22 protein-coding genes are annotated in these 23,419 nt (G+C 64.5%); 18 read left to right on the forward strand and 4 right to left on the reverse strand.

The features are described from left to right. Positions 1–4: 4 nt before the first annotated feature. The 9 genes from I6F12_RS05275 (at position 5) to I6F12_RS05315 (ending at position 9,391) form a co-directional block, all read left to right on the forward strand. Entirely contained in the window at positions 5–667 is a 663-nt protein-coding gene (locus tag I6F12_RS05275) for an HAD family hydrolase (protein ID WP_225111795.1), read from the forward strand. A gap of 6 nt (positions 668–673) precedes the next feature. Beyond that, positions 674–1,624 (forward strand): sugar-binding domain-containing protein, encoded by a 951-nt coding sequence (locus tag I6F12_RS05280; RefSeq protein WP_057030032.1) that lies wholly within the window; start codon positions 674–676, stop codon positions 1,622–1,624. Between the two features lie 216 nt (positions 1,625–1,840). Then, positions 1,841–3,154: a sugar ABC transporter substrate-binding protein gene (locus I6F12_RS05285; RefSeq protein ID WP_225155652.1), complete on the forward strand. Its 1,314-nt coding sequence runs from the start codon at positions 1,841–1,843 to the stop codon at positions 3,152–3,154. Between the two features lie 84 nt (positions 3,155–3,238). Beyond that, positions 3,239–4,111 (forward strand): sugar ABC transporter permease, encoded by an 873-nt coding sequence (locus I6F12_RS05290; RefSeq protein ID WP_057030030.1) that lies wholly within the window; start codon positions 3,239–3,241, stop codon positions 4,109–4,111. Position 4,112: 1 nt separating this feature from the next. Beyond that, the gene (locus I6F12_RS05295; RefSeq protein ID WP_036005504.1) at positions 4,113–4,943 is read left to right on the forward strand and encodes a carbohydrate ABC transporter permease; all 831 of its coding nucleotides are present in this window, start codon (positions 4,113–4,115) and stop codon (positions 4,941–4,943) included. Positions 4,944–4,956: 13 nt separating this feature from the next. Continuing rightward, on the forward strand, positions 4,957–5,964 hold the full coding sequence (locus tag I6F12_RS05300) for an ABC transporter ATP-binding protein (RefSeq protein WP_036005503.1): 1,008 nt from the start codon (positions 4,957–4,959) through the stop codon (positions 5,962–5,964). A gap of 31 nt (positions 5,965–5,995) precedes the next feature. Then, the gene (locus I6F12_RS05305; protein ID WP_036023419.1) at positions 5,996–6,769 is read left to right on the forward strand and encodes an SDR family oxidoreductase; all 774 of its coding nucleotides are present in this window, start codon (positions 5,996–5,998) and stop codon (positions 6,767–6,769) included. A gap of 34 nt (positions 6,770–6,803) precedes the next feature. Beyond that, positions 6,804–8,450, forward strand: a complete 1,647-nt coding sequence (locus tag I6F12_RS05310) for an FGGY-family carbohydrate kinase (protein ID WP_225155653.1) — start codon at positions 6,804–6,806, stop codon at positions 8,448–8,450. Between the two features lie 5 nt (positions 8,451–8,455). Then, positions 8,456–9,391, forward strand: a complete 936-nt coding sequence (locus I6F12_RS05315; RefSeq protein WP_225155654.1) for a carbohydrate kinase — start codon at positions 8,456–8,458, stop codon at positions 9,389–9,391. Positions 9,392–9,397: 6 nt separating this feature from the next. Here I6F12_RS05315 and I6F12_RS05320 read toward each other — a convergent pair whose 3' ends face one another. Further along, on the reverse strand, positions 9,398–10,285 hold the full coding sequence (locus I6F12_RS05320; protein WP_036005494.1) for a LysR substrate-binding domain-containing protein: 888 nt from the start codon (positions 10,283–10,285) through the stop codon (positions 9,398–9,400). Positions 10,286–10,409: 124 nt separating this feature from the next. Between I6F12_RS05320 and I6F12_RS05325 the strand changes: the two genes are divergently transcribed. The 8 genes from I6F12_RS05325 (at position 10,410) to I6F12_RS05360 (ending at position 19,787) form a co-directional block, all read left to right on the forward strand. Continuing rightward, positions 10,410–11,831 carry an amidase family protein gene (locus tag I6F12_RS05325; RefSeq protein WP_225155655.1) on the forward strand — a complete coding sequence of 474 codons (1,422 nt, stop codon included), beginning with the start codon at positions 10,410–10,412 and terminating at the stop codon, positions 11,829–11,831. An 84-nt stretch (positions 11,832–11,915) separates the two neighbouring features. Continuing rightward, a complete protein-coding gene (locus I6F12_RS05330; protein WP_036005490.1) occupies positions 11,916–12,866 on the forward strand; it encodes an ABC transporter permease in 951 nt (316 codons plus the stop codon). Then, complete coding sequence (locus I6F12_RS05335; RefSeq protein WP_036005488.1) at positions 12,863–13,750, forward strand: ABC transporter permease; 888 nt, start codon at positions 12,863–12,865, stop codon at positions 13,748–13,750. The genes I6F12_RS05330 and I6F12_RS05335 overlap by 4 nt, the downstream gene beginning before the upstream one ends. A gap of 2 nt (positions 13,751–13,752) precedes the next feature. Further along, positions 13,753–14,766, forward strand: coding sequence for an ABC transporter ATP-binding protein (locus I6F12_RS05340; RefSeq protein WP_225128875.1), 1,014 nt, complete (start codon positions 13,753–13,755; stop codon positions 14,764–14,766). Further along, positions 14,763–15,767, forward strand: coding sequence for an oligopeptide/dipeptide ABC transporter ATP-binding protein (locus I6F12_RS05345; RefSeq protein ID WP_225128876.1), 1,005 nt, complete (start codon positions 14,763–14,765; stop codon positions 15,765–15,767). Before I6F12_RS05340 ends, I6F12_RS05345 begins: the two co-directional genes overlap by 4 nt. Positions 15,768–15,823: 56 nt before the next feature. Then, positions 15,824–17,320, forward strand: a complete 1,497-nt coding sequence (locus I6F12_RS05350; RefSeq protein WP_225128877.1) for an ABC transporter substrate-binding protein — start codon at positions 15,824–15,826, stop codon at positions 17,318–17,320. Between the two features lie 226 nt (positions 17,321–17,546). Further along, on the forward strand, positions 17,547–19,190 hold the full coding sequence (locus I6F12_RS05355; protein WP_225145944.1) for an amidase family protein: 1,644 nt from the start codon (positions 17,547–17,549) through the stop codon (positions 19,188–19,190). Between the two features lie 210 nt (positions 19,191–19,400). Then, positions 19,401–19,787, forward strand: coding sequence for a nuclear transport factor 2 family protein (locus I6F12_RS05360; protein WP_225128881.1), 387 nt, complete (start codon positions 19,401–19,403; stop codon positions 19,785–19,787). Positions 19,788–20,090: 303 nt separating this feature from the next. Here I6F12_RS05360 and I6F12_RS05365 read toward each other — a convergent pair whose 3' ends face one another. Then, a complete protein-coding gene (locus tag I6F12_RS05365; RefSeq protein WP_225128883.1) occupies positions 20,091–20,333 on the reverse strand; it encodes a hypothetical protein in 243 nt (80 codons plus the stop codon). A gap of 552 nt (positions 20,334–20,885) precedes the next feature. On the opposite strand from I6F12_RS05365, the gene I6F12_RS05370 reads away from it, so the two are divergent. Next, on the forward strand, positions 20,886–21,206 hold the full coding sequence (locus tag I6F12_RS05370; protein ID WP_225128885.1) for a hypothetical protein: 321 nt from the start codon (positions 20,886–20,888) through the stop codon (positions 21,204–21,206). A 408-nt stretch (positions 21,207–21,614) separates the two neighbouring features. Here I6F12_RS05370 and I6F12_RS05375 read toward each other — a convergent pair whose 3' ends face one another. Both I6F12_RS05375 and I6F12_RS05380 read right to left on the reverse strand, forming a co-directional pair. After that, positions 21,615–22,202: a hypothetical protein gene (locus tag I6F12_RS05375; RefSeq protein ID WP_225128887.1), complete on the reverse strand. Its 588-nt coding sequence runs from the start codon at positions 22,200–22,202 to the stop codon at positions 21,615–21,617. Between the two features lie 210 nt (positions 22,203–22,412). Further along, positions 22,413–23,369, reverse strand: a complete 957-nt coding sequence (locus tag I6F12_RS05380) for a LysR family transcriptional regulator (protein WP_225128889.1) — start codon at positions 23,367–23,369, stop codon at positions 22,413–22,415. Positions 23,370–23,419: the final 50 nt, after the last annotated feature.

Below are 23,419 nucleotides of genomic sequence, written 5' to 3' on the forward strand. Positions count from 1 at the left end.
CCGGATGGAGCAGGGCCGGCCAAATCCCGATCTGATCATCTTCGACTGTGATGGTGTGCTCGTCGACAGCGAACTCTTGAGCTGCCGCTGCCTGTCCGAGGTCCTGGCGGAATTCGGTCTCGTGCTCAGCGAGGAGCAGGCGCTCGAGCTGTTTCTCGGACGCAGCACCAAGGCCGTCGAGCAGCATTATCGCGATCTCGGGCACTCGCTGACGGACGCCTTCCCGCCCCGACTGAAGTCGCGTGTGCTGGAGAATTTTGCCGCCTCGCTCGCGCCGATTCCCGGGGTGGAGGCGGCGATCTCCGGACTGACCGTGCCGTTCTGCGTGGCCTCGTCGAGCGATCTCGACCGCGTCTCGCTCTCGCTCGACGTCACCAGTCTTCGGGCATATTTCGGCGATCGGATCTACACCGCGCAGATGGTCAGGCACGGCAAGCCGGCGCCTGATCTCTTTCTTCATGCGGCCGAGAGCATGCGCACGCCGCCATCGCGCACGCTGGTGATCGAGGATAGCGTCAGCGGCGTGCAGGCGGGTAAGGCGGCCGGCATGACCGTCTGGGGATTTGTCGGCGGCGGCCATTATCGCAGCCGCGATGGCCGGGCTATATTATCGGCCGCCGGGGCCGATCGGGTCTTTACACATATGAGCGATCTCTGGGAGGTGTGAGCGCGCATGGCCGCCGAGAACGACAAGTCGAGACTCGACGACGCCGCGCGCGCCGGCTGGCTCTATTTCATTGCCGGTCACACACAGGACGAGATCGCAAAGATGCTTCAGGTGTCGCGGGCTTCGGCGCAGCGGCTGGTCTCGTTGTGCCTCGCCGAGCGGCTCATCACCTTCCGGCTCGAGCACCCCATCGCAGCCTGCATGGAGCTGGCGGCGCGCTTGAAGCAACGGTTCGACCTCGTTCATTGCGAGGTGGTGCCGGCCGATCCGGCCGCGCCGCAGGCGGTGGCTGGAATCGCCGAGCGCTGCGCCAATTTGCTCGATTCCACGCTGCGTTCGGAGACGCCCGTGATCGTCGCGCTCGGCACGGGCCGGGCGGTGCGTGCCGCCGTCGAGCGCGTCACGCCGATCGAGCGGCCCAATCACCAGATCGTCTCGCTGGTCGGCAATATCTCCGCCGACGGCTCGGCGAGCTTCTACGACACCGTCGGCCGGCTCGCCGACCGCACCGGCGCGCGGCACTATCCGATGCCGCTGCCGTTCCTGATGTCGTCGGAAGACGAGCGCAACAGGATGGTGCGCATCGAGCCGATCGCGAAGGTGAAGGCGGTCGCGGCAAGGGCTGACTTGCGCCTCGTCGGCATCGGCCAGATGGATCAGAAGGCGCAGGTGCACGTCGACGGCTTCGTCACCCGCGACGAATTGTTCGAGATGATGCGGCTTGGCGCCATCGGCGAGATCACCGGCTGGGCCTATGACGCCAAGGGGCGCCTGCTCAAGGCCGGCACCAACAAGCGCCTCACCAGCATTCCGCCGGAAGTGCCGGCGAAGACCACGACCATCGGTGCGGCGGTGGGCGCAGCCAAGGTGGCGGCGATTGCAGCCGCGCTGAGCGGCGGGCTGATCAACGGATTGATCACGGACGAGGCGACGGCAAGAGCGATTCTGGAGCGGTAAAGCGCTCACGCTTCGCGTGCCTACCACACTGGATGCTCCGCGTTCGCGGAGCACGACAGCCGTGGGTGAAGCAAAACCTCCCCATCCTTCCCGCACCGCAGCACTCACAAGTTGCTGGAATGCCCACGCGCCTGCTTGACAACGTGCCGCCCTTGCGCTGAACATACGCCCAACGCGTGGGCATATGCCCAAAACGCGAATTGAGGGGAGGTCACCGTGAAACATGTCCTGGGCGCCGTCTGCGGCGCGTCTTGCCTGCTACTGGCCGTCCCGGCGATGGCCGAAACGACCCTGACGATCGCCACCGTCAACAATGGCGACATGATCCGCATGCAGGGGCTGACGGGTGAGTTCACCAAGAAGAACCCTGACATCACCGTGAAATGGGTGACGCTGGAGGAGAACGTGCTGCGCCAGCGCGTCACCACCGATATCGCCACCAAGGGTGGCCAGTTCGATGTCCTCACCATCGGCACCTACGAGGTGCCGATCTGGGCCAAGAAGGGCTGGCTGGTACCGCTCGCCAACCTCGGCGCCGATTACGACGTCGCCGACCTCCTGCCCAAGATCAAGGACGCGGTCTCCGCCGACGGCAAGCTCTACGCCGCGCCGTTCTACGGCGAGAGTTCGATGGTGATGTACCGCACCGATCTGTTCGAGAAGGCCGGCCTGAAGATGCCGGAAAAGCCGAGCTGGGATTTCGTGATCGATGCGGCCAAGAAGCTGACCGACAAGAGCGCCGGCACCTACGGCATCTGCCTGCGCGGCAAGGCAGGCTGGGGCGAGAACATGGCGTTCCTCTCGGCGATGGCCAATTCCTATGGCGCGCGCTGGTTCGACGAAAAGTGGCAGCCGCAGTTCAACACGCCGGAATGGAAGACGACACTCACGACCTACGTCAACCTGATGAAGGAAGCCGGGCCTCCCGGCGCCAGCTCCAACGGCTTCAACGAGAATCTGGCGCTGTTCAACGCCGGCAAATGCGCGATGTGGATCGACGCCACGGTCGCGGCGTCCTTCGTCACCAACCCTAAAGAGTCTAAGGTCGCCGACAAGGTCGGCTTCGCGCTCGCGCCCAACACCGGGCTCGGCAAGAACGCCAACTGGCTGTGGGCCTGGAATCTCGCAATCCCTGCCGGCTCCAAGAAGACGGAAGCCGCCGAGAAGTTCATCGCCTGGGCCACCAGCAAGGACTACACCAAGCTGGTGGCCTCGAAGGAGGGCTGGGCCAACGTGCCGCCGGGCACGCGTACCTCGCTCTACCAGAACGATGAGTACCTGAAGGTCGCGCCGTTTGCGAAACTGACGCTGGCCTCGATCGACGCCGCCGATCCCAACAAGCCGACGGTGAAGCCCGTTCCCTACGTCGGCGTGCAATACGCCGCCATCCCTGAATTCCAGGGCATCGGCACGCAGGTGGGCCAGCAGTTCTCGGCGGCGCTTGCGGGATCGATGACGGTCGATGCGGCGCTCACGGCTGCGCAGTCCGCTACCGAGCGCGAGATGAAGCGCGCCGGCTACATCAAGTGAACCCGGGCTCTCCCTGAGCTCAAACTTGCGGCCATCCATCCTTGCTGGATGGCCGCCCTTCTTCCTCCGAGCGGAGCGCCAAGAATGGCAACCCGGCAGACGCAGCTTCTTGCGCGGTCGCTCCTGACCCCGGCCGTCGGACTGCTGTTCATCTGGATGATCGTCCCGCTGGCGCTGACGATCTACTTCTCGACGCTGCATTACAGCCTGCTCGATCCCGGCTCGGAATCGTTCGTCGGCCTTGAAAACTTCCGCTACTTCCTCACCGATCCTGCCTTCCTCGCCTCGCTTCAGAACACGCTGGTGCTGGTCGGCTCGGTGCTGGCGCTGACCATCCTGCTCGGCATTCCCCTGGCGCTGCTGATGGACCAACCCGTGATCGGCCGCAATATCGTGCGGTTGATGGTGATCGCCCCGTTCTTCGTGATGCCGACGGTGAGCGCGCTGGTCTGGAAGAACCTGTTGATGCATCCGGTGTCGGGATTGTTCGCCTGGCTCGCCTCGCTGTTCGGCCTGACGCCGATCGATTGGTTCAACGACGTGCCGCTGTTTGCGGTGATTTTGATCGTGACCTGGCAATGGCTGCCGTTCGCGACCCTGATCCTGCTCACCGCGCTGCAATCGCTCGACGAAGAGCAGAAGGAAGCCGCCGAGATGGACGGCGCCAGCGCCGTTTCGACCTTCATCTACATCACGCTGCCGCACCTCGCGCGTCCCATCACGGTGGTGATCCTGATCGAGACCATCTTCCTGCTCACGGTGTTCGCCGAGATCTTCGTCACCACCGGCGGCGGGCCGGGCCTGCAAACCACCAACATCGCCTTCCTGATCTATTCGCAGGCGCTGATCCAGTTCGACGTCGGCAGCGCCTCGGCGGGCGGGCTCGTCGCGGTGGTCATCGCCAACATCGTCGCCTTCTTCTTGGTCCGCATCGTCGGCCGCAACCTGGAGGCCTGACATGGCACGGATGGCGACGACGCGGCGGGTGATGATATCGACGGCGGCGGCCTGGCTGTTCGGCTTCCTGATCTTCTTTCCCATCCTGTGGATGGGGCTGGCGAGCTTCAAGACCGAGCTCGAGGCCTTCGCAATCCCGCCATCCTTCCTGTTCTTCCACTGGACCACGGAAAACTACGCCACCGTGCAGGAACGCAGCGATTATCTGCACCACGCGATGAACTCGATCATCATCGCCGGCGGCTCGACGCTCATTGCGCTGCTGATCGCCATTCCGGCGGCCTGGTCGATGGCGTTCTCGCCGACCAAGCGCACCAAGGACATCCTGCTCTGGATGCTCTCGACCAAGATGATGCCGCCTGTCGGCGTGTTGGTGCCGATCTACCTGATCTACAAGAGCCTCGGGCTGCTCGATTCCCGCATCGGCCTCGTCTTCATCCTCTGCCTCGGGAATCTGCCGATCGTCATCTGGATGCTCTTCACATATTTCAAGGAGATCCCGCGCGACATCTTAGAGGCCGCGCGCATGGACGGCGCCACGATCGGCCGCGAGCTGGTCTATGTGCTGACGCCGATGGCGATCCCGGGACTGGCGTCCACGCTGTTGCTCAATCTGATCCTGGCCTGGAACGAGGCGTTCTGGACGCTGAACCTGTCCACCTCGAGCGCTGCGCCGCTCACCACGTTCATCGCCTCCTATTCGAGCCCCGAAGGGCTGTTCTGGGCAAAACTGTCGGCGGCGTCCACGCTGGCGATCGCGCCCATTCTCGTCCTGGGTTGGTTCAGCCAGAAGCAGCTCGTGCGCGGGCTCACCTTTGGCGCGGTGAAATAGGGGCTGCCGGATCATGGGTCAGATCACACTTCAGGGCGTGCAGAAATCCTTCGGCCCCGTGCACATCATCAAGGGCGCCGACCTCGAGATCGCCGATGGCTCCTTCGTGGTGTTCGTCGGTCCCTCCGGCTGCGGCAAGACCACGCTGCTGCGGCTGATCGCGGGGCTCGAGGACGTCAGCGGCGGCAAGATCCTGATCGACGGCAAGAACGTCGTCGATACGCCGCCTGCCAAGCGCGGGCTGTCGATGGTGTTCCAGTCCTACGCGCTCTATCCGCATATGAGCGTGCGCGGCAATATCGGCTTCGGCCTCAAGATGGCGGGCTTGCCGAAGGACGAGATCAACCGCAAGGTCGAGGCGGCCGCCGCGACGCTGAATCTCACGCCCTACCTCGACCGCAAGCCGCGCGAGCTCTCCGGCGGCCAGCGCCAGCGCGTCGCGATCGGCCGCGCCATCGTCCGCGAGCCCAAGGCATTCCTGTTCGACGAGCCGCTCTCCAACCTCGACGCCGCGCTGCGCGTGCAGATGCGCATCGAGGTGACGCGACTTCAGAAGCAGCTCGGCACCACCGCGATCTACGTCACCCACGACCAGGTCGAGGCCATGACCATGGCCGACAAGATCGTCGTGCTCAACGGCGGCAAGATCGAGCAATATGGCTCGCCGCTGGAACTTTACGAGCGACCCGCCAATCTCTTCGTCGCCGGCTTCATCGGCTCGCCCAAGATGAATTTCGTCACCGGCGAGCCCGCTTTGCAGAAGGGGGCAGCGACGATCGGCGTCCGGCCGGAGCATCTGAAGATCGAGCGTGACGGCGGTGGCGGCTGGCAGGGCACCATTGCGGTGGCCGAGCATCTCGGCAGTGACACCTTCCTCTACGTCGACGCCGGTGCGCTCGGCATGCTGACGGCGCGCTACATCGGCGAATTGAGCCTGCATGCCGGCGACCGGGTGTCGCTGATGCCCGACCCTGCACGCATTCACCGCTTCGACGAGAGCGGCAACGCTCTTCGGGGCTGACAAGAAACGGCAAGAAGACGGAAAGACGACCATGTATCTGGAAAAATTCAGGCTGAGCGGCAAGACCGCGTTCATCACCGGCGGCGGCCAGGGCATCGGCCTCGCCTGCGCGGAGGCGCTGGCCGAGGCCGGCGCGAAGGTCATCATCGGCGACCGCGACGGCAAGGTCGCCGACGGCGCCAAAGCCAGCCTGAGGGCGAAGGGCTACGACATCGAGACCGCAATCATGGACGTCACCAACACCACACGCGTGGCGGAGGTGGCAAATGATCTCGTCGCCCGCCATGGCAAGGTCGACATCCTCGTCAACAATGCCGGCATCGCGCGGAGCGAGACGCCGGCCGAGACCGTTACCGACGAGCACTGGCTCAACGTCATCGACGTCAATCTCAACGGCACCTTCTGGTGCTGCCGCGAGTTCGGCAAGCACATGTTGAAGGCTGGAAGCGGCGCCATCGTCAATGTCGGCTCGATGAGCGGCTTCATCGTCAACAAGCCGCAGGAGCAGTGCTTCTACAACGCCTCCAAGGCCGCCGTGCACCATCTGACCAAGTCGCTGGCCGCCGAATGGGGCGCGCGCGGCATCCGCGTCAACGCGGTGGCGCCGACCTATATCGAGACGCCGCTCAACGCCTTCGTAAAGAGCAATCCGAAAATGTATGACGCCTGGATCGGTGGAACTCCGATGGCGCGCATGGGGCAGGTCGAGGAGATCGCCTCCGTCGTGCTGTTCCTCTCGTCCGAGGCCGCGAGCCTGATGACTGGCAGCATCGTGCTGGTGGATGGCGGCTACACTTGCTGGTAGGCTCACCGTCAAAACGGACGGACCGGGAGAGACCATGCCGCGAGCGTATATCGGCGTCGACGTGGGGACCACGAGCACGCGGGCAGGGGTGTTTGACGAGGCCGGCACGCTGCTCGCGACGGCCCGGCATCCGATCAGGATCTGGCACGAGGCCGGCGACATCGTCGAGCAGTCGTCGGAGGACATCTGGCAGGCCTGCGCCAAATCGGTGCGCGCGGCGATGGCGGAAGCAGCGATTGCGCCGGGCAGCATCGGCGGCATCGGTTTCGACGCCACCTGTTCCCTCGTGGTGCTCGATCCGCAAGGCGAGCCGCTCACCGTCAGCACCTCCGGCGAGGCGCAACGCAACGTCATCGTCTGGATGGACCATCGCGCCACGGCCGAAGCGCGGCTGATCAACGAGACCGAGGATGCCGTGCTGCGTTATGTCGGCGGCTCGATCTCGCCGGAGATGGAGATGCCGAAGCTGCTCTGGCTGAAGCGGCATCTGCGCGCGAGTTTCGATGCCGCCGGTCACTTCTTCGACCTGGCCGATTATCTGACCTGGCGGGCGACCGGCGCGCTGCAGCGCTCGACCTGCACCGTCACCTGCAAGTGGAACTATCTCGCCCATGACGGCGGCGGCTGGAGCGCGCCGTTCTTCAAGCGCATCGGCCTGTCCGACTTCGTCGCCGAAAAATACGCGCGCATCGGCACCGAAATCGTTGCGCCCGGTACGCGCCTCGGCGTCGGGCTCACGCCGGCAGCAGCAGTCGAGCTCGGCCTTCCTCCCGGCACCCCGGTCGGCGCCTCCCTGATCGACGCCCATGCCGGCGGCATCGGTGCGATCGGCGGCCGTGACGGGGCAGGCGGCCCGAGCGATGTCGGCGATCGTCTCGCCTACATCATGGGAACGTCGGCCTGCATCATGGCGACGACGAAGGAGCCGTGCTTCGTGCCGGGCGTGTGGGGTCCCTATTATTCCGGCATGGTGCCGGAGTTCTGGCTCAATGAAGGCGGGCAGTCCGCCGCGGGCGCTGCGATCGATCATCTCCTCAAGTCGCATCCCGGCCATGGCGAGGCGAGCGCGGCGGCACGCAGCGAAGGCCTCGATCTCATCGATTTCCTCGAGCGCCGCATCATCGCGCGCGCCGGCGGTGCCAGCCGCGCCGCGCTGCTGGCGCGCGACGTCCACGTGCTGCCGGAATTCATTGGCAACCGCTCGCCCTATGCCGATCCCGACACGCGCGCGGTGATCGCGGGCCTTGATCTCGACACCGACATTGCCGCGATGGAACGGCTGTTCGTCGCCGGCCTCTGCGGTCTTGCCTACGGGCTTGCGGAGGTCATCGAGGCTTTTGCCGCGCATGGGGTCCGCTCCAGCATCATGGTCATGGGTGGCGGTGCCAGCCGCAGTCCTTTGGTGCGGCAGATCATGGCGGATACCACCGGTCTCACGGTCGCGTTGCCGCAGACGAAGGAGCCGGTGCTGCTGGGCGCCGCGATGTTAGGGGCGGTCGCCGGTGGCGCCTATGCCTCGATCGGTGAGACCATGGCCAAGATGTCGGCGCTGGGGCGCAAGAGCGAGCCGACCGCGCCTGATATGGCCGCGTTTCACGCCCGCAAGCGCGAGGTCTACAAGCTGCTGCGCGAGCTCGATCGCGGCAGCCGTGCCGCGATGCGCAGCGTCGCGAGAGGTTGAAGGACATGCTGATTGCCTGCGGCGACGCGCTGATCGATTTCGTGCCGACGCGAAACGTCGAAGGGCGCGAAGCGGTGATGCCCGCGGTCGGCGGCTCCTGCCTCAACGTCGCGATCGGCATGGCGCGGCTGGGCGCGCCGACTGGTTTCGTCGGCGGCATCTCGACCGACCTGTTCGGGCGCATGATCGCCGATCATGCCTCCGCATCGAAGGTTGCACTCGATCTCGCCACCCGCAGCGACCACCAGACCACGCTCGCCTTTGTCCGCATTGTCGCGGGCGAGTCGCACTACGCCTTCTACGATGCCGAGACCGCGACGCGGAACTGGACTTACCGGCATGGGTCCATTCCGTTCGATACTGTCGAGGCCGTCCATGTCGGCTCGACCACGCTGGTCAACGACCAGGGTGCGGCCGAGACCAAGGTGCTGATCGCAGACGCGCGGGCGTCGTCCACGATCTCCTTCGATCCGAACTGCCGACCGAACCTCGTCAAGGACAAGCCAACCTATCTCGGCCGAATGGCCGAGTTCGCCGGAAGCGCCGATCTCATCAAGATGTCGGACGTCGATTTCGCCTATCTCTTCGGCGAGGAGCCGTATCAGCAGCGCGCGAGCACATTGCTGGGGCAGGGGGCGAGCCTCGTCGTCATCACCCGCGGCAATAACGGTGCCATAGCCTGGCATGCGCAAGCAGGGCAGATCGAAGTGCAAGCACCGAAGGTCGAGGTGGCGGACACTATTGGCGCCGGCGACAGCTTTCAGGCGGCGCTGCTGTTGGCACTTTACAAGCAGGATCGCATCGCCCGGCCGAGATTGAAGGACATCGGCGCGGACGAGCTCCGCCGTGCGCTTTCCTTCGCCGCCAATTGTGCCGGCCTGACCTGCACCCGTCCGGGCGCCGATCCGCCTTGGAGCCACGAGATCAATTGGGACTGGTAGCCCACGTCACATCCGCGCGACGGCCTTCTCGGCACATTTGAGGAAGGTTCCGATCAACGGACTGTGGGAGTCCCGCCGCCAACAGACTGCGATGTCGAGGGAGTCAGTGACGTCACGCAGGGGTCTGAACACGACTCCGCGTGGCGCGCCGAGCTGTGCGCAGGCCGGCAGGATGGCGAGACCTTCGCCGGCCAGGACCAGGCTCATCGCCGAATGCACCGTCTCCACCCGGCTGGCGATCGGCATCACCACCTGGTGCCGACGCAATAAAGGGACGACCGCGGAGGAGGCGGGCCCATGGTCCGGATGCGGGAGTGCGATCAGCGGGCGGCCCTGCAGCCGGGCCATCGGCACCGAGCTCAAGCGGGCGAGTGGCGAGCGGATCGGCATGGCCAGCATGAAAGGCTGTGCACCGATCTTTGCCACCTGTATCTCGGGATGATTGATTGCGGGCATACACAGCGCGACTGTGACGCTGCGGTCGAGCACGCGGGCCTCGCGCGTCGAGGCGCTCAGCTCAACGAAGCTGAGATCGACGCCGGGAACTGCGCGGCGCAGTTCGGGGATGAGTCGCGGCAACATCGCATTCGCCAGCACGAACATGTAACCGACTGACAGCCGGCCGCGCCGTCCCGAAGCAACCGCGCGTGCGGCTTCGGCGCCGTCGGCTGCCAACGCCAGCGCTTCGCTGGCGCGCGCCAGCAATGCCTGGCCGGCCTCGGTCAGATCCATGCCACGGGTGCCGCGGCGGAACAGCGGCGCGCCGATCTCGGCCTCGAGCTTGCGGATCTGGACCGAGAGGGGCGGCTGCGCCATCCGGAGCTGCTCGGCCGCCTTGCCGATGCTGCGCGCCTCGGCGACGGCGACAAAATAGCGGAGCCGGCGAAGATCCATTGGCATACCGAGAGCGTATGGGTTGGCGATAAAAATCGTATTGGACGGCGAGTTAACAAAACTGTCATTCTCGCTGTCAATGTCTTCGGGCCAATGGCGGCCCGCTTCGGAGCGTGATGTGACGATGAACGGCGATCCCTGTCTGTTGTCCGCGACCGAGCTGCGCGGTCTCGTCGCGGCAAAGCGGATTTCGCCAGTCGAGCTCACCCGCGCTGTGCTTGCCCGCGCCGAGGCCCTCCAGCCCGAATTGAACTGCTTCGTCACGTTGTGCGGCGACGAGGCGATCGCAGCGGCGCGCGAAGCCGAGCGCAAGGTGATGGCGGGCGAACCGCTCGGCCTGCTGCACGGCATCCCCGCAACCGTCAAGGACATCGTCAATACCAAGGGGGTCAAGACCACCTTCGGCGCCGTTCCCTACAAGGATAATGTGCCGGCCGAGGATGCCGTCGCCGTCGCGCGGTTGCGCAGCGAAGGCGCGATCCTGATCGGCAAGACCACGACGCCGGAGTTCGGCAGCAAGTGCCTCACCGATTCACCTTTGTTCGGTCGGACCCGCAATGCGTGGGACGCCTGCCGATCCTCCGGCGGCTCCAGCGGCGGCGCGGCGGTCGCTGTGGCGAGCGGCATCGCGCCGCTCGCTATTGCGACCGACGGCGGCGGCTCGACACGAATTCCGGCCGCCTGCAACGGCGTGGTGGGCCTGAAGCAGAGCAACGGCGTGATCCCGCACAGCCAGGCGCTCGACGTGTTCGGCAACCAGACCTATGTCACGCCGACCACCCGCACCGTCGCGGACACCGCGCTGATGATGCAGGCGATGGCGGGCGAAGATCCTATCGATCCCTGGTCGATCGCCGTGCCCGTGCCCGACTTCATCGGCACCGCCGCCCCGCATGGTGATTTGCGCGGGCTGAGGATCCTGTACTGCCTGACGCCGCCGGGCCGTCCGGTATCGGCCGAAGTCGCCGCCAATTTCAAGGTGAGCCTCGACCGGCTGGCCGGGTTAGGGGCCGAGCTCGAGGAATTCTCCGGCGAGGGGTTCGACATCGAGCCGATCTGGCGCGCCATCAACCACACCGTCTGGCGCACGCGCTTTGCCAAGCTTGCGGCCGAGCATCGGGACGAACTGAGCGAGGCCTTCCTCAAGCAGCTCGCGCTCGCCAGCGAAGTCAGCGGCATCGACTATCAGGAGGCGATGTTCGCGCGCACCGCGTTGTTCCGCCGCGTGCAATCGCTGCTTGCGCGCGGTCACCTGCTGGCGATGCCGACGCTGACGCGCACCGCGCTGCCGATCAAGCAGGACCTGTTCGGCAATATCGAGATCGACGGCAGGCATTACGACAGCGTCCGGCCGCATTGGTTCCCCTGGACAATGCCGTTCAACATGACCGGTCACCCCGCGATCAGCCTTCCCTCGGGCTTTGCCCGCGACGGGCTGCCGATCGGGCTCCAACTGGTCGGCCGTTTCCGGGCCGACGCGGAATTGCTGCGCGTGAGCGCTCTGTTCGAGGCGTCAAGCGACCTTCTGTCCCGCTGGCCGTCTTGAGGAGATGGAGATGCAGCAAAGAGCTTGCTTAAGGCGTCCGGACATGTTGATCGTGGCCTGGGTGAGCCCTGAAGCCGAGCGCGCATGAGCGTCTTTGTCCTCCGACGTCTGTTGACTCTGCTGGCGACGCTGGTCGGCGCATCGCTGATCATCTTCCTGGTGCTGGACGCGCTGCCCGGCAACGCAGCGCAGATGCTGATGGGCGCCGATGCTTCGCCCGACGCGGTGCGCGCGCTCACCGTCAAGCTCGGGCTCGACCAGCCGCTGGCGGTTCGCTATTTGCAGTGGATCAAGGGCCTTCTCGTCGGCGATCTCGGCAATTCCTACGTCTACGGCACCCCGGTCGGCAGCCTGATCGCCGAGCGGCTGGTGCTGACCATTCCGCTCGCGATCATGGCCATGACGATCACGGTGACGCTTGCGCTCTCGGCCGGCATCTACACCGCCGCCAACCACAACAAGCTCGGCGATGTCGGCGTGATGTCGTTGACGCAAGTGGGCATCGCGCTGCCGAATTTCTGGTTCGCGATTCTCCTCGTGCTGCTGTTCTCGGTGCGGCTGCAATGGCTTTCGGCCGGTGGCTTTGCCGGCTGGGAGGACGGCATCTGGCCGGGGATCAGGTCGCTGCTGTTGCCCGCGATCTCGCTCGCGGTGGTGCAGGCCGCGATCCTCGCGCGCGTCACGCGTTCGGCCGTGCTCGAAGTGCTGCGCGAGGATTTCGTCCGCACCGCCCGCGCAAAGGGCCTCGGCAAGCGCGAGGTGCTGTGGAGCCACGTGCTGCGGAATGCCATGATCCCCGTGATGACCGTGATGGGCCTGCAATTCGCCAATCTGCTCGCCGGCACCATCGTGATCGAGAACGTGTTCTACCTGCCGGGCCTCGGCCGCCTGATCTTCCAGTCGATCGCCAACCGCGACCTGATCGTGGTGCGCAATTGCGTGATGTTGCTCGCCGCGATGGTGGTGATCGTCAATTTCGTGGTCGATGTGCTCTATGCCTTCATCGATCCCCGCATCAAGGTGCACGACCTGTGAGCGCGCCCATCACCATCGACGCGCCCGTCGCAACGCGTCCGCTGCCGGCGCGCACGTTCTGGCGCCGCGCGCTGCGCCACCGCAGCTTCGTCCTCGGTGGCACGCTGAGCCTTCTGGTGCTGGCTTCGGCACTGTTGTCGCTGGTATGGACGCCGTGGTCGCCTTACGAAATCGACATCGCCGCAAAGCTCCGCCCGCCCTCGGCGGCGCATTGGCTCGGCACCGATTCCTTCGGCCGCGACATCGTCTCGCTGCTGCTTGCGGGCGCCCGATCCACCATCATGGTCGGTGTCATCGCCGTCAGCATTGGCCTCACCTTCGGCGTCACGCTGGGCCTGATCGCCTCGGCCCGGCGCGGCTGGACGGAGGAGATCATCATGCGCTTTTCCGATTTCACCTTCGCCTTTCCGGCCGTGCTGTCCGCGATCATGCTCGCCGCCGTGGTGGGGCCAGGCATGGTGACCTCGATCGTCGCGATCGGCATCTTCCAGATCCCGACCTTGACCCGGCTGACGCGCGGCTCGGCCAATGCGATCTGGGCGCGTGAATTCGTGCTGGCGGCACGGGCGGCAGGCAAGGGGCGCTTCCGCATCACCATCGAGCATGTGCTGCCGAACATCCTGTCGATCCTGATCGTGCAGGTCACCATCCAGTTCGCGCTCGCCATTCTCGCCGAGGCCGCGCTGTCCTATCTCGGCCTCGGCACGCAGCCGCCGCAGCCGTCCTGGGGACGGATGCTGAACGATGCGCAGACGTTGCTGTTCCAGTCGCCGATGCTCGCGGTCTATCCGGGCGTTGCGATCGCAATCTCGGTGCTCGGCCTCAACCTGCTCGGTGACGGATTGCGCGACCTGCTCGATCCCCGGCTGGCGCGGGAGCGATGACGATGGCCGAGTGCTCCAACATGCCGCTAATCGTGGTCGACAATCTCGGCGTTCGCCTCAACACCAGCCGCGGGCCAGCGCAGGCCGTGCGCGGTGTCAGCTTTGCGCTGACGCGCGGCGAGACGCTCGGGCTCGTCGGCGAGTCCGGCTGCGGCAAGTCGGTCACGGCGTTGTCGTTGATGGGGTTGCTGCCGGACAGTGCCGTCGTGACCGGCAGCGTCAAGCTGGACGGCGACGAACTCGTCGGACTTGCGGATTCCGACTATTGCCGCCTGCGCGGCAACCGCATCAGCATGATCTTCCAGGAGCCGATGACAGCGCTCAATCCGATGCACACGATCGGCACCCAGGTCGCCGAGCCGCTGCGCCGTCACAAGAATTATTCGGCGGCGCAGGCTCGTCGGGAAGCAATCGCCTTGCTCGACCGCGTCGGGCTGCCCGACCCCGCGCGTCGTGTCGATGCCTATCCGCATCAGTTCTCCGGCGGCCAGCGCCAGCGCGTCACCATCGCGATGGCGCTCGCGTGCGAGCCGGACCTGTTGATCGCGGACGAGCCGACCACCGCGCTCGACGTCACCATCCAGGGCCAGATCCTCGACCTCATCGCCGATCTCGTCGAGGAGCGCGGCATGTCCATGATCCTGATCTCGCACGATCTCGGCGTCATTGCAGAGAACGTCCAGCGCATGATGGTGATGTATGGCGGCACCGTCGTCGAGAGCGGCCCGACCGACGAGGTGTTCCGTCGCATGGGCCATCCCTACACGCAGGGCCTGTTCCGTGCCCGGCCCAAGCTCGGCGCGCGTAAGGGGACGCGGCTGAAGACGATCGCGGGCACGGTGCCGGAGCTCGCCGATCTGCCGTCCGGCTGCACCTTCTCCGATCGCTGCCCGCTGGTGATCGACCAATGCCGCGTCGCGCTGCCGCCGATGGTGGACGTCGGGCCCGGCCATTTTGCGCGCTGCATAAGAACGGACGTGTCGATGGCCGAACGCGTCGGAGCGCTGACCGCATGAGCACCGCGCCGCTTCTCGACGTCAGGGATCTCGAACAGCGCTACACGCTCCCGCGCGAGAGCCTGTTCCGTCCGCCGGGGCAGGTGCGCGCGCTCAACGGCGTCAGTGTGCAGGTCCGAGCCGGCAAGAGCCTCGGCATCGTCGGCGAGTCCGGCTCCGGCAAGTCCACCTTCGCGCGCGTCGTGATGGCGCTGGAGCGGCCGACCGCAGGACAGGTCGCGCTGCTCGGGCGCGATCTCAACCGCTTGCCGGCCGACGAGCTGCGCCGCGCCCGGCGTGATTTCCAGATGGTGTTCCAGGATCCCTACGGCTCGCTCGATCCGCGGCAGACCATCGCGCGGATCGTCGCCGAGCCGCTGACCGTGCTGGAAGGTGCCGACCGCACCACGTTCCGCGACCGCGTCGCCGCGGTGCTGCGCCAGGTCGGCTTGCGCGATGCGGACATGGAAAAATATCCGCACGAATTCTCCGGCGGCCAGCGCCAGCGCATCGCGATTGCGCGTGCGCTGATCACCCAGCCGAAGCTGATCGTTGCCGACGAGCCGGTCTCGGCGCTCGACGTCTCCGTGCAGGCCCAGGTGCTGAACCTGATGCAGGACCTCCAGGAGCAGTTCGGCCTGAGCTACATCCTGATCAGCCATGACCTCGCCGTGGTCGACTATCTCTGCGACGAGGTCGCGGTGATGTATCTCGGCCGCATCGTCGAGCAGGGGCGGCCAGAGGATTTGTTCGAGCGCTGCGCCCATCCCTATACGCGGGCGCTGCTGGAGGCGGTGCCGCGGGCTCGCGCCGGGGGTGGCCGCCGCCGGCGCGGGGCCCAGGCGATCGCCTCGCACTCGGCGGTGACGACCGGATGCCCCTATGCATCGCGCTGCCCGCTTGCCGACCAGCATTGCCGCGAGGTTCCGCCTGCGTTACGCAAGGTGGGCGAGGGGCACCTTGCCGCCTGCCACAAGGCCGAGGCTGTGATGGCGTTGCCGCAGGCGGCCATGGAAGGTTAGTGTCCGGGGCAGGATTGGCGTTAAGCTGGAAACAGGATTGGCAGGGGAGTTTGCGCATGTTCAGGAAACTATCGATCGTCGCCTTTGCCGCTGCGCTCGTCGCGGCGCCCTTGCCGGTGCTGGCGCAGAGCAAGAAGGACAGCGTCGTCATGGCGATGGCGCTGGAGCCGCCGGGGCTCGACCCGACCAATGCGGCCGCCGCCGCGATCGCCGAGGTCACGCTCTACAACATCTATGAGACGCTGACCAAGATCAACGAGGACGGCTCGGTCTCGCCGCTGCTGGCCGAGAGCTGGACCGCTTCGCCCGATCTGAAGACCTATACGTTCAAGCTGCGCAAGGGCGTCAAATTCCACAATGGCGAAGCGTTCGATTCCGCTGCGGTGAAGTTCTCGTTCGAGCGCAACGCGGCGCCGACCAGCACCAACAAGGACAAGAGCCTGTACCAGGCCTTCGAGAAGGTCGAGACGCCTGACGCCGACACCGTCGTGATCACCGTGAAATATTCCGAGCCGAACCTGCCGTTCCTGCTCGGGCAGGCGGGCGGCTCGATCGTCGAGCCGAAGAGCGCGGGCACCAATGTCACGCAGCCGGTCGGGACCGGACCGTACCAGCTTGGCGGCTGGGCTAAGGGCTCTTCGCTCACGCTGACCAAATGGGCCGACTACCGCAACGCCTCCGCGATCAAGCTGTCCAAGGTGACGATTCGCTTCATCTCGGATCCGGCGGCGCAGGTGGCGGCGCTGCTGTCGGGTGACGTCGATGCATTCCCGCGCGTCGCCGCGGCGCGCGCCTTGGCACAGTTCAAGGCGGATCCGCGCTTCACGGTGCTGGTCGGCGGCTCCCGGGCCAAGACCATCGTCGCCATCAACCACCGCAAGAAGCCGCTGGACGACGTCCGCGTCCGCCGCGCCATCCTTGCCGCGATCGACCGCAAGGCCATGATCGACGGCGCCGTCGACGGCTTCGGCACGCCGATCGGCAGCTTCTACGTGCCGGGCGCGCTCGGCTATGTCGACACCACCGGCATCAACCCCTATGACCCCGAGAAGGCCAAGAAGCTGCTCGCGGAGGCCGGCGTCACCACGCCGCTCGAATTGTCGCTCAAGCTGCCGCCGCCGTCCTATGCGCGGCAGGGCGGCGAGATCGCCGCGGCCCAGCTCGCCAAGGTCGGCATCATCGCCAAGATCGAGAACGTCGAATGGGCGCAGTGGCTGTCGCAGGTGTTCGCCGGCAATGGTCCGCACAATTTCGATCTCACCATCGTAAGCCATGTCGAGCCGTTCGACCTCGTCAAGATCACCGAGCCGGACTACTACCTCGGTTACAACAACGAGAAGTTCAACGCGCTCTATAAGCAGATCGTCTCGACGCCGGACGAAGCCGGCCGCGCCAAGCTGCTCGGCGACGCCCAGCGCATGCTCGCCACCGACGCGGTCTCCGCCTACCTGTTCCAGCCGCAGCTCATCACCATCACAGCCAAGAAGCTGAAGGGCGTCTGGAAGGACGTGCCGCAATACGAGAACGACTTCTCCACGTGGTATTGGGAGTAGGCGACGTCCGTTGCTGTGTCCTCTCCACGCATTGGAGAGGACAACTCAAAACAAAAACCTGAAAACAACCCCATGCACAGTAGCGGGGGTCAATCGTTTCAATGGTTTACACGTCGCGCCTGTACGATCGACGCGATTCGCCTAGAAGTTGACCCGTCGGGCAAAACACTGGCATGATGGCATGCTCGCGTCTCGTGGTGGAGATGCGCCGTCGGGCGAGGCAGAAGTGCAGAAATCATCCCGCCGCGATGCAGGCATTGCCGCGGCGGCCATCAGCGCCGAGGCGCCGATCTCCTTGAAGCTCGATCATGCGCCGATGAGCGATATCACTCATGCCTTGGCCAGTGGGCATGTCACGGCCACGGCGCTGGTCGAAGCCTATCTCGCGCGCATCGAAGCCTACGACCGCGACGGGCCCAAGCTCAACGCGGTCCGCGCGCTCAATCCCGACGCGCTCGCGATCGCGGGCAGGCTCGACGGCGCCGAGCCGTCGGCCGAGCGGCCGCTGGCCGGCATCCCGATCCTGGTGAAGGACAACATCGCAACCGGCGACGCGCAGCCGACCACGGCGGGCTCGCTGGCGCTGGAAGGCGCACGCGCACGCGACGATGCGACGCTCGTCAAGCTGCTGCGCGAGGCCGGCGCGGTGATCCTCGGCAAGGCGAACCTGACCGAATTTTCCAACATGCTCGCAATCGACATGTCCCACGGCTTTTCGTCGCTGGGCGGCCAGGTCAAGAACCCCTATGCGCCGGCGCTGGCCGACGATCACGGCATCCCCGTCGTGTCCCCGGGGGGCTCAAGCGCGGGCCCGGCGGTCGCGGTGGCGGCCGGTCTGTGTGCGGCCTCGATCGGCACGGAGACTTCGGGCTCGCTACTGTTTCCCGCCAGCCAGAACGGCCTCGTCACCGTGAAGCCGACCGTCGGGCTGATCAGTCGTGCCGGTATCGTGCCGATCGCGCACAGCCAGGACACCGCAGGGCCGATGACGCGGACCGTGCGCGACGCAGCGCTGCTGCTCAACGTGCTGGCGGCCAAGGACCCGCTCGACCCAGCGACGCAAAAGCAGCGGCGGCCGGCCGATTACACCGCCGGTCTGACCCGCGATGCGATGAAGGGGGCGCGCATCGGCGTGCCGAGCGACCATGCCGACCCACTGAACGACTGCTATTACGGCAAGCTGCCACCGAAGTCGGCCAAGCTGATGACTGAGGCGATCCAGGTGCTGGAGGATCTCGGAGCCGTCATCGTGCGTGCCAGCATGCCGACGCTTGGCTGGATCGGCGGGCCGGGCACGACCATGGCCGTGCTCAACCGCAATCCGCTGAGCGCCCACAAAGGCACGATCACCCGACCGCCGGTCGTCTTCCTCTACGAAATGAAGCACGACCTCAATCTGTATCTGAAGGATTGGGCGACCAATACGGACATCAAGACCATGGCCGACATCGTCGCCTTCAACGAGGCGAATGCGGGCAGGGCGCTGCGTTTCGGCCAGGACCACTTTCTCGCCGCGGAGATGACCAGGGGCGATCTCAGCGAGCGCGAGTACAAATCGGCGCGCGCCATGGACCTGCTCTCGGCCAAGACGCGCGGCATGGATGCCTATATGAGCCGACACAAGCTCGACGCCGTCCTGTTCCCCGGCGCATACGGCGCCGCAATCGCCGCCAGGGCGGGCTATCCCAGCGTCATGGTGCCGGGCGGGCTCGTTTCGGGCACAGACGACGGCAAGGACACGCCCGATTATCCGTTCGGCATTACCTTCGCAGGCCGCGCCTGGAGCGAGCACAAGCTGCTACGCCTGGCCTACGCGTATGAGCAGGCCTCCGCCAAGCGCAAGCCGCTGCCCGGCTTGCCGGCGCCTTAGAGTGCACTGTGCGTGCGCCGGTTGGTGCCGGTGGCATGCGCTGACAAATCCGTTGTCTGTTCTCACCGATATGGCGGACGTGCCGTCCTGCCCTGCGGAGGGCGCTTTGTGACCCGAAGGCGACATCGATCGGACGTCTAATCGGCCCTTCAACTCACCTGCGTGCCCTTGTGTTATTGTATCCCTTCCGGGAACTCGATGGAGGGAAGGATGGACATTCGATCGAAATTGACGGCGCTGTGTGAAGCGTTCAACGCGCACGACTTGGATTCCATCATGGAGTTCTTTGCTGACGATTGTGTCTTGGAGATGCCGAGGGGAAGCAAGCCGTGGGGCTCCCGCTTCGAGGGCAAGCGCAACGTACGAGACGGGCTCGCGACGCGCTTTGAAGGCTTACCGGATGTTCACTACGGCGACGCCGAGCATTTTGTGGATACGATGGCAAACACGGGCATTTCAAAATGGACGCTAACGGGCACTACCGGCGAAGGAAAAAAGATCGAGGTCCGAGGATGTGACTTTTACACTTTTCGCGCGGACGAAGTGATCCGCAAGGACTCGTATTGGAAGATTATTGAAGGACCTTCGTCAGCCTAACGACGCACATGTCCGAATGTGGCCCAGAGGTGCAGGTCCAGGCAGCGTTCTGTTGTCGGCTCATCGGGGAAATCGGAAGTAACCTGCGTGCCGACAATTGGCGCTCATGATCCATATCGGACTTACTGCCGTTCTCAATTTGTATATCCGATGGACTGGGCTTACCGGGGTAGGGGAGCCGATCTTACCTGTTCGCTAACCCGCAAATCTCCCAATGGACGTGACGTAAGACCGGACAGAGCTCGCCGAGCCTAAGCTTGACCTGTGCGCGCGCGGACGGCAGAGCGCGCAGGCAGATCGATTTCATACATTTCCTTTCCAGATCAGCCATCGGTAGACGCCGAACACGTTGATAAGTGTCACCACCACGTTTTGAACCATCAGCGCATATTCCGCTGTTAGATAGCCGACGACGATCCAGATCACCGATGCACCGCTCAGTACGACGAAGGCCCAGCCGGTAACGAGTGGCCGCGCCCGCGCAGCTAGGATCAGCCCGGCCCCGATCGTGCCGACTGTCGCCACCCAACGCAGGATTTCATCCATGACCCGTGTGCTCCCCGAAAGCCGACGTCGGAGCGTCGCTCCGCGATTTGCCTATACGGACGCAGTCACAGGCAGGCCGCCGGAGTGGAACTTTCCGTCTCGTGCCGACCACCATGCGACCCCCGCCCGAGCGACTTGGCTCCACAGTGGCGGCGGAAGGTCAGGGCACCACTGTGGTGATCCCGTGCGGTATCAACTCCGCTGCGCCGAAATCGGAAGCTCCTTTTTTCTCATCCCCGAACCGCGTTTCCATCAACCGGCGTGCGGCACATTGCCCCGGGCTGCCGAAATGAAGTCTGAGCCAAGGACTTATCTGCGCAACGAGCTGATCGAACGAGCGCGACTTCCGCTGTTGGCCCATCTTCCGTTAGGGCGTAGCGACGAGTTGTCCCGAGCGGGGTAAACCGGAAGCGCCCCGACTGCTGGGCAAACCGGCGGCTTTTGACCCGAAGCGGACCTCGCTAGATTTCTCTAAACTGCGAGCAAAGCTGCTAACTCAACGGAAGGTTTGCCGGGTGAATGATCCACCGGCCGGATCGGATGAGTAGCAGGATGATAGATCGCGCAGCACGCGACCAGCTTTCACGAAACCTTAGACACCTGATTGCCAACTCGATTACCAACGATCAGTTTGAACGAACTATGCCGGTGAACGACGGGGACCCAGCGATCTGGGCGATTACAGACATGTCGTGGCTCCTCTACAGCGATATGAAGGAGCATCGCTTGGTCGGACGTCACAGCCTCGATCCGGTCTGGAAACGCGAAGTGCTGCGCTGGATATTGTTTCTCGACGGCGACTTTGAGTACCGTTGGCGGAAGATTTCATTGCCCGGCCTCCACCCGATGCGACGCGCCCGCCCGATGTGGTGAGTTGGCACAATCCGATTTCTCACGATCGTGCCTCCGGCTTTCTTGCGGCTGGAGATTACAATGCTTGGCCGTTCATTTCCCGATCCGAGTACAAGCATGCGTTGAGGCATCCGAGACGTCTGGCCGGAAGGCCAAGGTAAGGGCCTAGTGGTAGCGTAGAGACAGCGTTCATCAGCGAAAATCTCGACACGGCCGAGCGATGTGCTCAGATTTCGAAGGCCGCGAATGATGAAACTATCCGGTCGATATTTGCCCGGATGTCTGAGCTGTATCGTGAGTTGCACGAGCAAGAGGAGAGGCTTGCGGATTGGAAGAGGCAGCAGGGTCCTACTTCAACATTTGATTTCATAGTCAAGAAACCTCGCGATTAGCGCAAGCTTTTGACCCGATGCAGACTTCAACCGCCGATTAGCTGCTCTCACGAGGTCTGCTCTTTAAGCGATACAGAAGCACCTCGTGGAGTTCGATCTTCTGCTCTTGACGAAAAATTTGCAAGAAAAACGAAAAGGCTTCAATGAGGAGCCTGACGGCAAACACAGTCTTGTAGGGTTGATGCGCGGTTCTTCTCAGTTGCGCCAGCTTGGCGAGCTTGCCGCCGAGCAAGCCGTTTTTGTAGGATCGGTCGTACCACACGGCGGCTCTCAACTGGTTCAAACGCCCGTCTCGGGACTGATAGTGCGTCGCGAGCCAAAACTGTGCGTTCCAATTACCTTTGACAGCGAGCTTGCGAAGTTCTCGAACCCCCTCCGGGACACCGCGAAGCTGAAGGAAGCGGGCTCGATGTAAGACGCCGTTCTCCTGACCAGATGAGGCGGCACGATCAAACCAGTTCCATGCCGTCACGAGATCGGGCGCAACGGCATCACCTCGGGCATACTCCCACGCGAGGGCCAACTGAGCGTCCACGTCGCCGGACGATGCAGCAGCGATCCATTCAGGAATCTTGCTACGACGCTTAGCGAGATTGTCAGCGCGGGTCGTTAGTGAAAGCCGCATCGTTCAAAGCAATATCCCTGCGATCCTCGGATTTTGTCACACAGGAAATTAAGGAAACACCACTCTGTGGCTAACAATTGGAAGCGACGTTTGTCCGCTTCTGGCCCTGAGCCGAACAATGCTGAGGCCATCAATGTTGGCTCTCAGAGCGGCGGCGGAGCCGTGCGTACCTCGACTGCTGCTTGTGGCCCCTTTCCAGACGCCGAACACTCAACGGAACGAGCCAGTTTCCGTGGTTGCCGAAGGGGCGAGATCGGCGTTTCGAAAGCGATCAGCGAGCGCAAAGACGTCCGCACGCTCGATGATCAGATCGCGGAACAGTCGCGCCCGGTGTGACATCCATTGCGGGTCGGGATAGACAATGTGCATGGGCAGCGGCGGCACGACGAAGTCGGGCAGCACATGGACGAGACGGCCGGCCGCGATGTGCTCGGCGGTGCACCAGTTCGGCAGCACGGCGACGCCTATCCCCTCCAATGCAGCCAGCGTCATCACGTCCGCATCGTCGCAGGTCATCGCCGGCGCGATGTCCACGACGTAACGGCCGGTTTCGGATTCGAACGTCCATTGATTCTTCTGCGACAGGCGTGAGTAGGTGACGCAGGGCATGCGGCGCAGATGATCCGGCAGCGAGGGCACCTGATGACGCGCAAGCAGCGCGGGCGACGCCACCAGCAACCGCTTAATGGTGCCCACCCGCCGCGCTACCAACGAACTCGAATTGAGGCTGCCGATCCGTATCGCAAGCTCGGTCCCGGTTTCGATGAGGTCGACGAACTGTTCCGTAAAACTGACGTCCAGCCGGACATCAGGATAGCGGCGGGTATATTCGGCGAAGATCTCACGGAAGAAGAAGCGGCCGAACGACGTCGGCACCGTCATCCGCAACGTCCCTGACGGAGTGCCGACCCGGCTCTGCGTCGGCGCGCCGGCGCTCTCGAGCAGCGCGACGATGTCCTTGGCGTATTTCAAGACGCGGTCGGCTTCGGGCGTCGGCCGCAGCTTGCGCGTGGTGCGCACGAATAGCCGGCAGCGAAACTCGGCTTCCAGCAGCGCGATGCGCTTGCTGATCGCGGGCTGCCCCAAACCGAGGTCGTCGGCGGCCTGGGTGAAACTCCCTGCCTCCATCACCCGGATGAAGGTCTGCAGCGCCTCGATCCGGTCCATTCATTCCTCGCCGGAATTTATATTATTCTGACCATTCCATATACGGTCAT

This window comes from Bradyrhizobium sp. IC4059 (genome assembly GCF_020193615.1).
In the GTDB taxonomy this organism is placed as follows: domain Bacteria; phylum Pseudomonadota; class Alphaproteobacteria; order Rhizobiales; family Xanthobacteraceae; genus Bradyrhizobium; species Bradyrhizobium yuanmingense.

Excerpts from the sequence above, each read along its gene's own strand:
- I6F12_RS05275 (WP_225111795.1), top strand. The coding sequence starts at position 5 with ATGGAGCAGGGCCGGCCAAATCCCGATCTGATCATCTTCGACTGTGAT.
- I6F12_RS05280 (WP_057030032.1), top strand. The coding sequence starts at position 674 with ATGGCCGCCGAGAACGACAAGTCGAGACTCGACGACGCCGCGCGCGCC.
- I6F12_RS05290 (WP_057030030.1), top strand. The coding sequence starts at position 3,239 with ATGGCAACCCGGCAGACGCAGCTTCTTGCGCGGTCGCTCCTGACCCCG.
- I6F12_RS05295 (WP_036005504.1), top strand. The coding sequence starts at position 4,113 with ATGGCACGGATGGCGACGACGCGGCGGGTGATGATATCGACGGCGGCG.
- I6F12_RS05300 (WP_036005503.1), top strand. The coding sequence starts at position 4,957 with ATGGGTCAGATCACACTTCAGGGCGTGCAGAAATCCTTCGGCCCCGTG.
- I6F12_RS05305 (WP_036023419.1), top strand. The coding sequence starts at position 5,996 with ATGTATCTGGAAAAATTCAGGCTGAGCGGCAAGACCGCGTTCATCACC.
- I6F12_RS05310 (WP_225155653.1), top strand. The coding sequence starts at position 6,804 with ATGCCGCGAGCGTATATCGGCGTCGACGTGGGGACCACGAGCACGCGG.
- I6F12_RS05315 (WP_225155654.1), top strand. The coding sequence starts at position 8,456 with ATGCTGATTGCCTGCGGCGACGCGCTGATCGATTTCGTGCCGACGCGA.
- I6F12_RS05320 (WP_036005494.1), bottom strand. The coding sequence starts at position 10,285 with ATGGATCTTCGCCGGCTCCGCTATTTTGTCGCCGTCGCCGAGGCGCGC.
- I6F12_RS05325 (WP_225155655.1), top strand. The coding sequence starts at position 10,410 with ATGAACGGCGATCCCTGTCTGTTGTCCGCGACCGAGCTGCGCGGTCTC.
- I6F12_RS05330 (WP_036005490.1), top strand. The coding sequence starts at position 11,916 with ATGAGCGTCTTTGTCCTCCGACGTCTGTTGACTCTGCTGGCGACGCTG.
- I6F12_RS05340 (WP_225128875.1), top strand. The coding sequence starts at position 13,753 with ATGGCCGAGTGCTCCAACATGCCGCTAATCGTGGTCGACAATCTCGGC.
- I6F12_RS05345 (WP_225128876.1), top strand. The coding sequence starts at position 14,763 with ATGAGCACCGCGCCGCTTCTCGACGTCAGGGATCTCGAACAGCGCTAC.
- I6F12_RS05350 (WP_225128877.1), top strand. The coding sequence starts at position 15,824 with ATGTTCAGGAAACTATCGATCGTCGCCTTTGCCGCTGCGCTCGTCGCG.
- I6F12_RS05360 (WP_225128881.1), top strand. The coding sequence starts at position 19,401 with ATGGACATTCGATCGAAATTGACGGCGCTGTGTGAAGCGTTCAACGCG.
- I6F12_RS05365 (WP_225128883.1), bottom strand. The coding sequence starts at position 20,333 with ATGGATGAAATCCTGCGTTGGGTGGCGACAGTCGGCACGATCGGGGCC.
- I6F12_RS05370 (WP_225128885.1), top strand. The coding sequence starts at position 20,886 with ATGATAGATCGCGCAGCACGCGACCAGCTTTCACGAAACCTTAGACAC.
- I6F12_RS05375 (WP_225128887.1), bottom strand. The coding sequence starts at position 22,202 with ATGCGGCTTTCACTAACGACCCGCGCTGACAATCTCGCTAAGCGTCGT.
- I6F12_RS05380 (WP_225128889.1), bottom strand. The coding sequence starts at position 23,369 with ATGGACCGGATCGAGGCGCTGCAGACCTTCATCCGGGTGATGGAGGCA.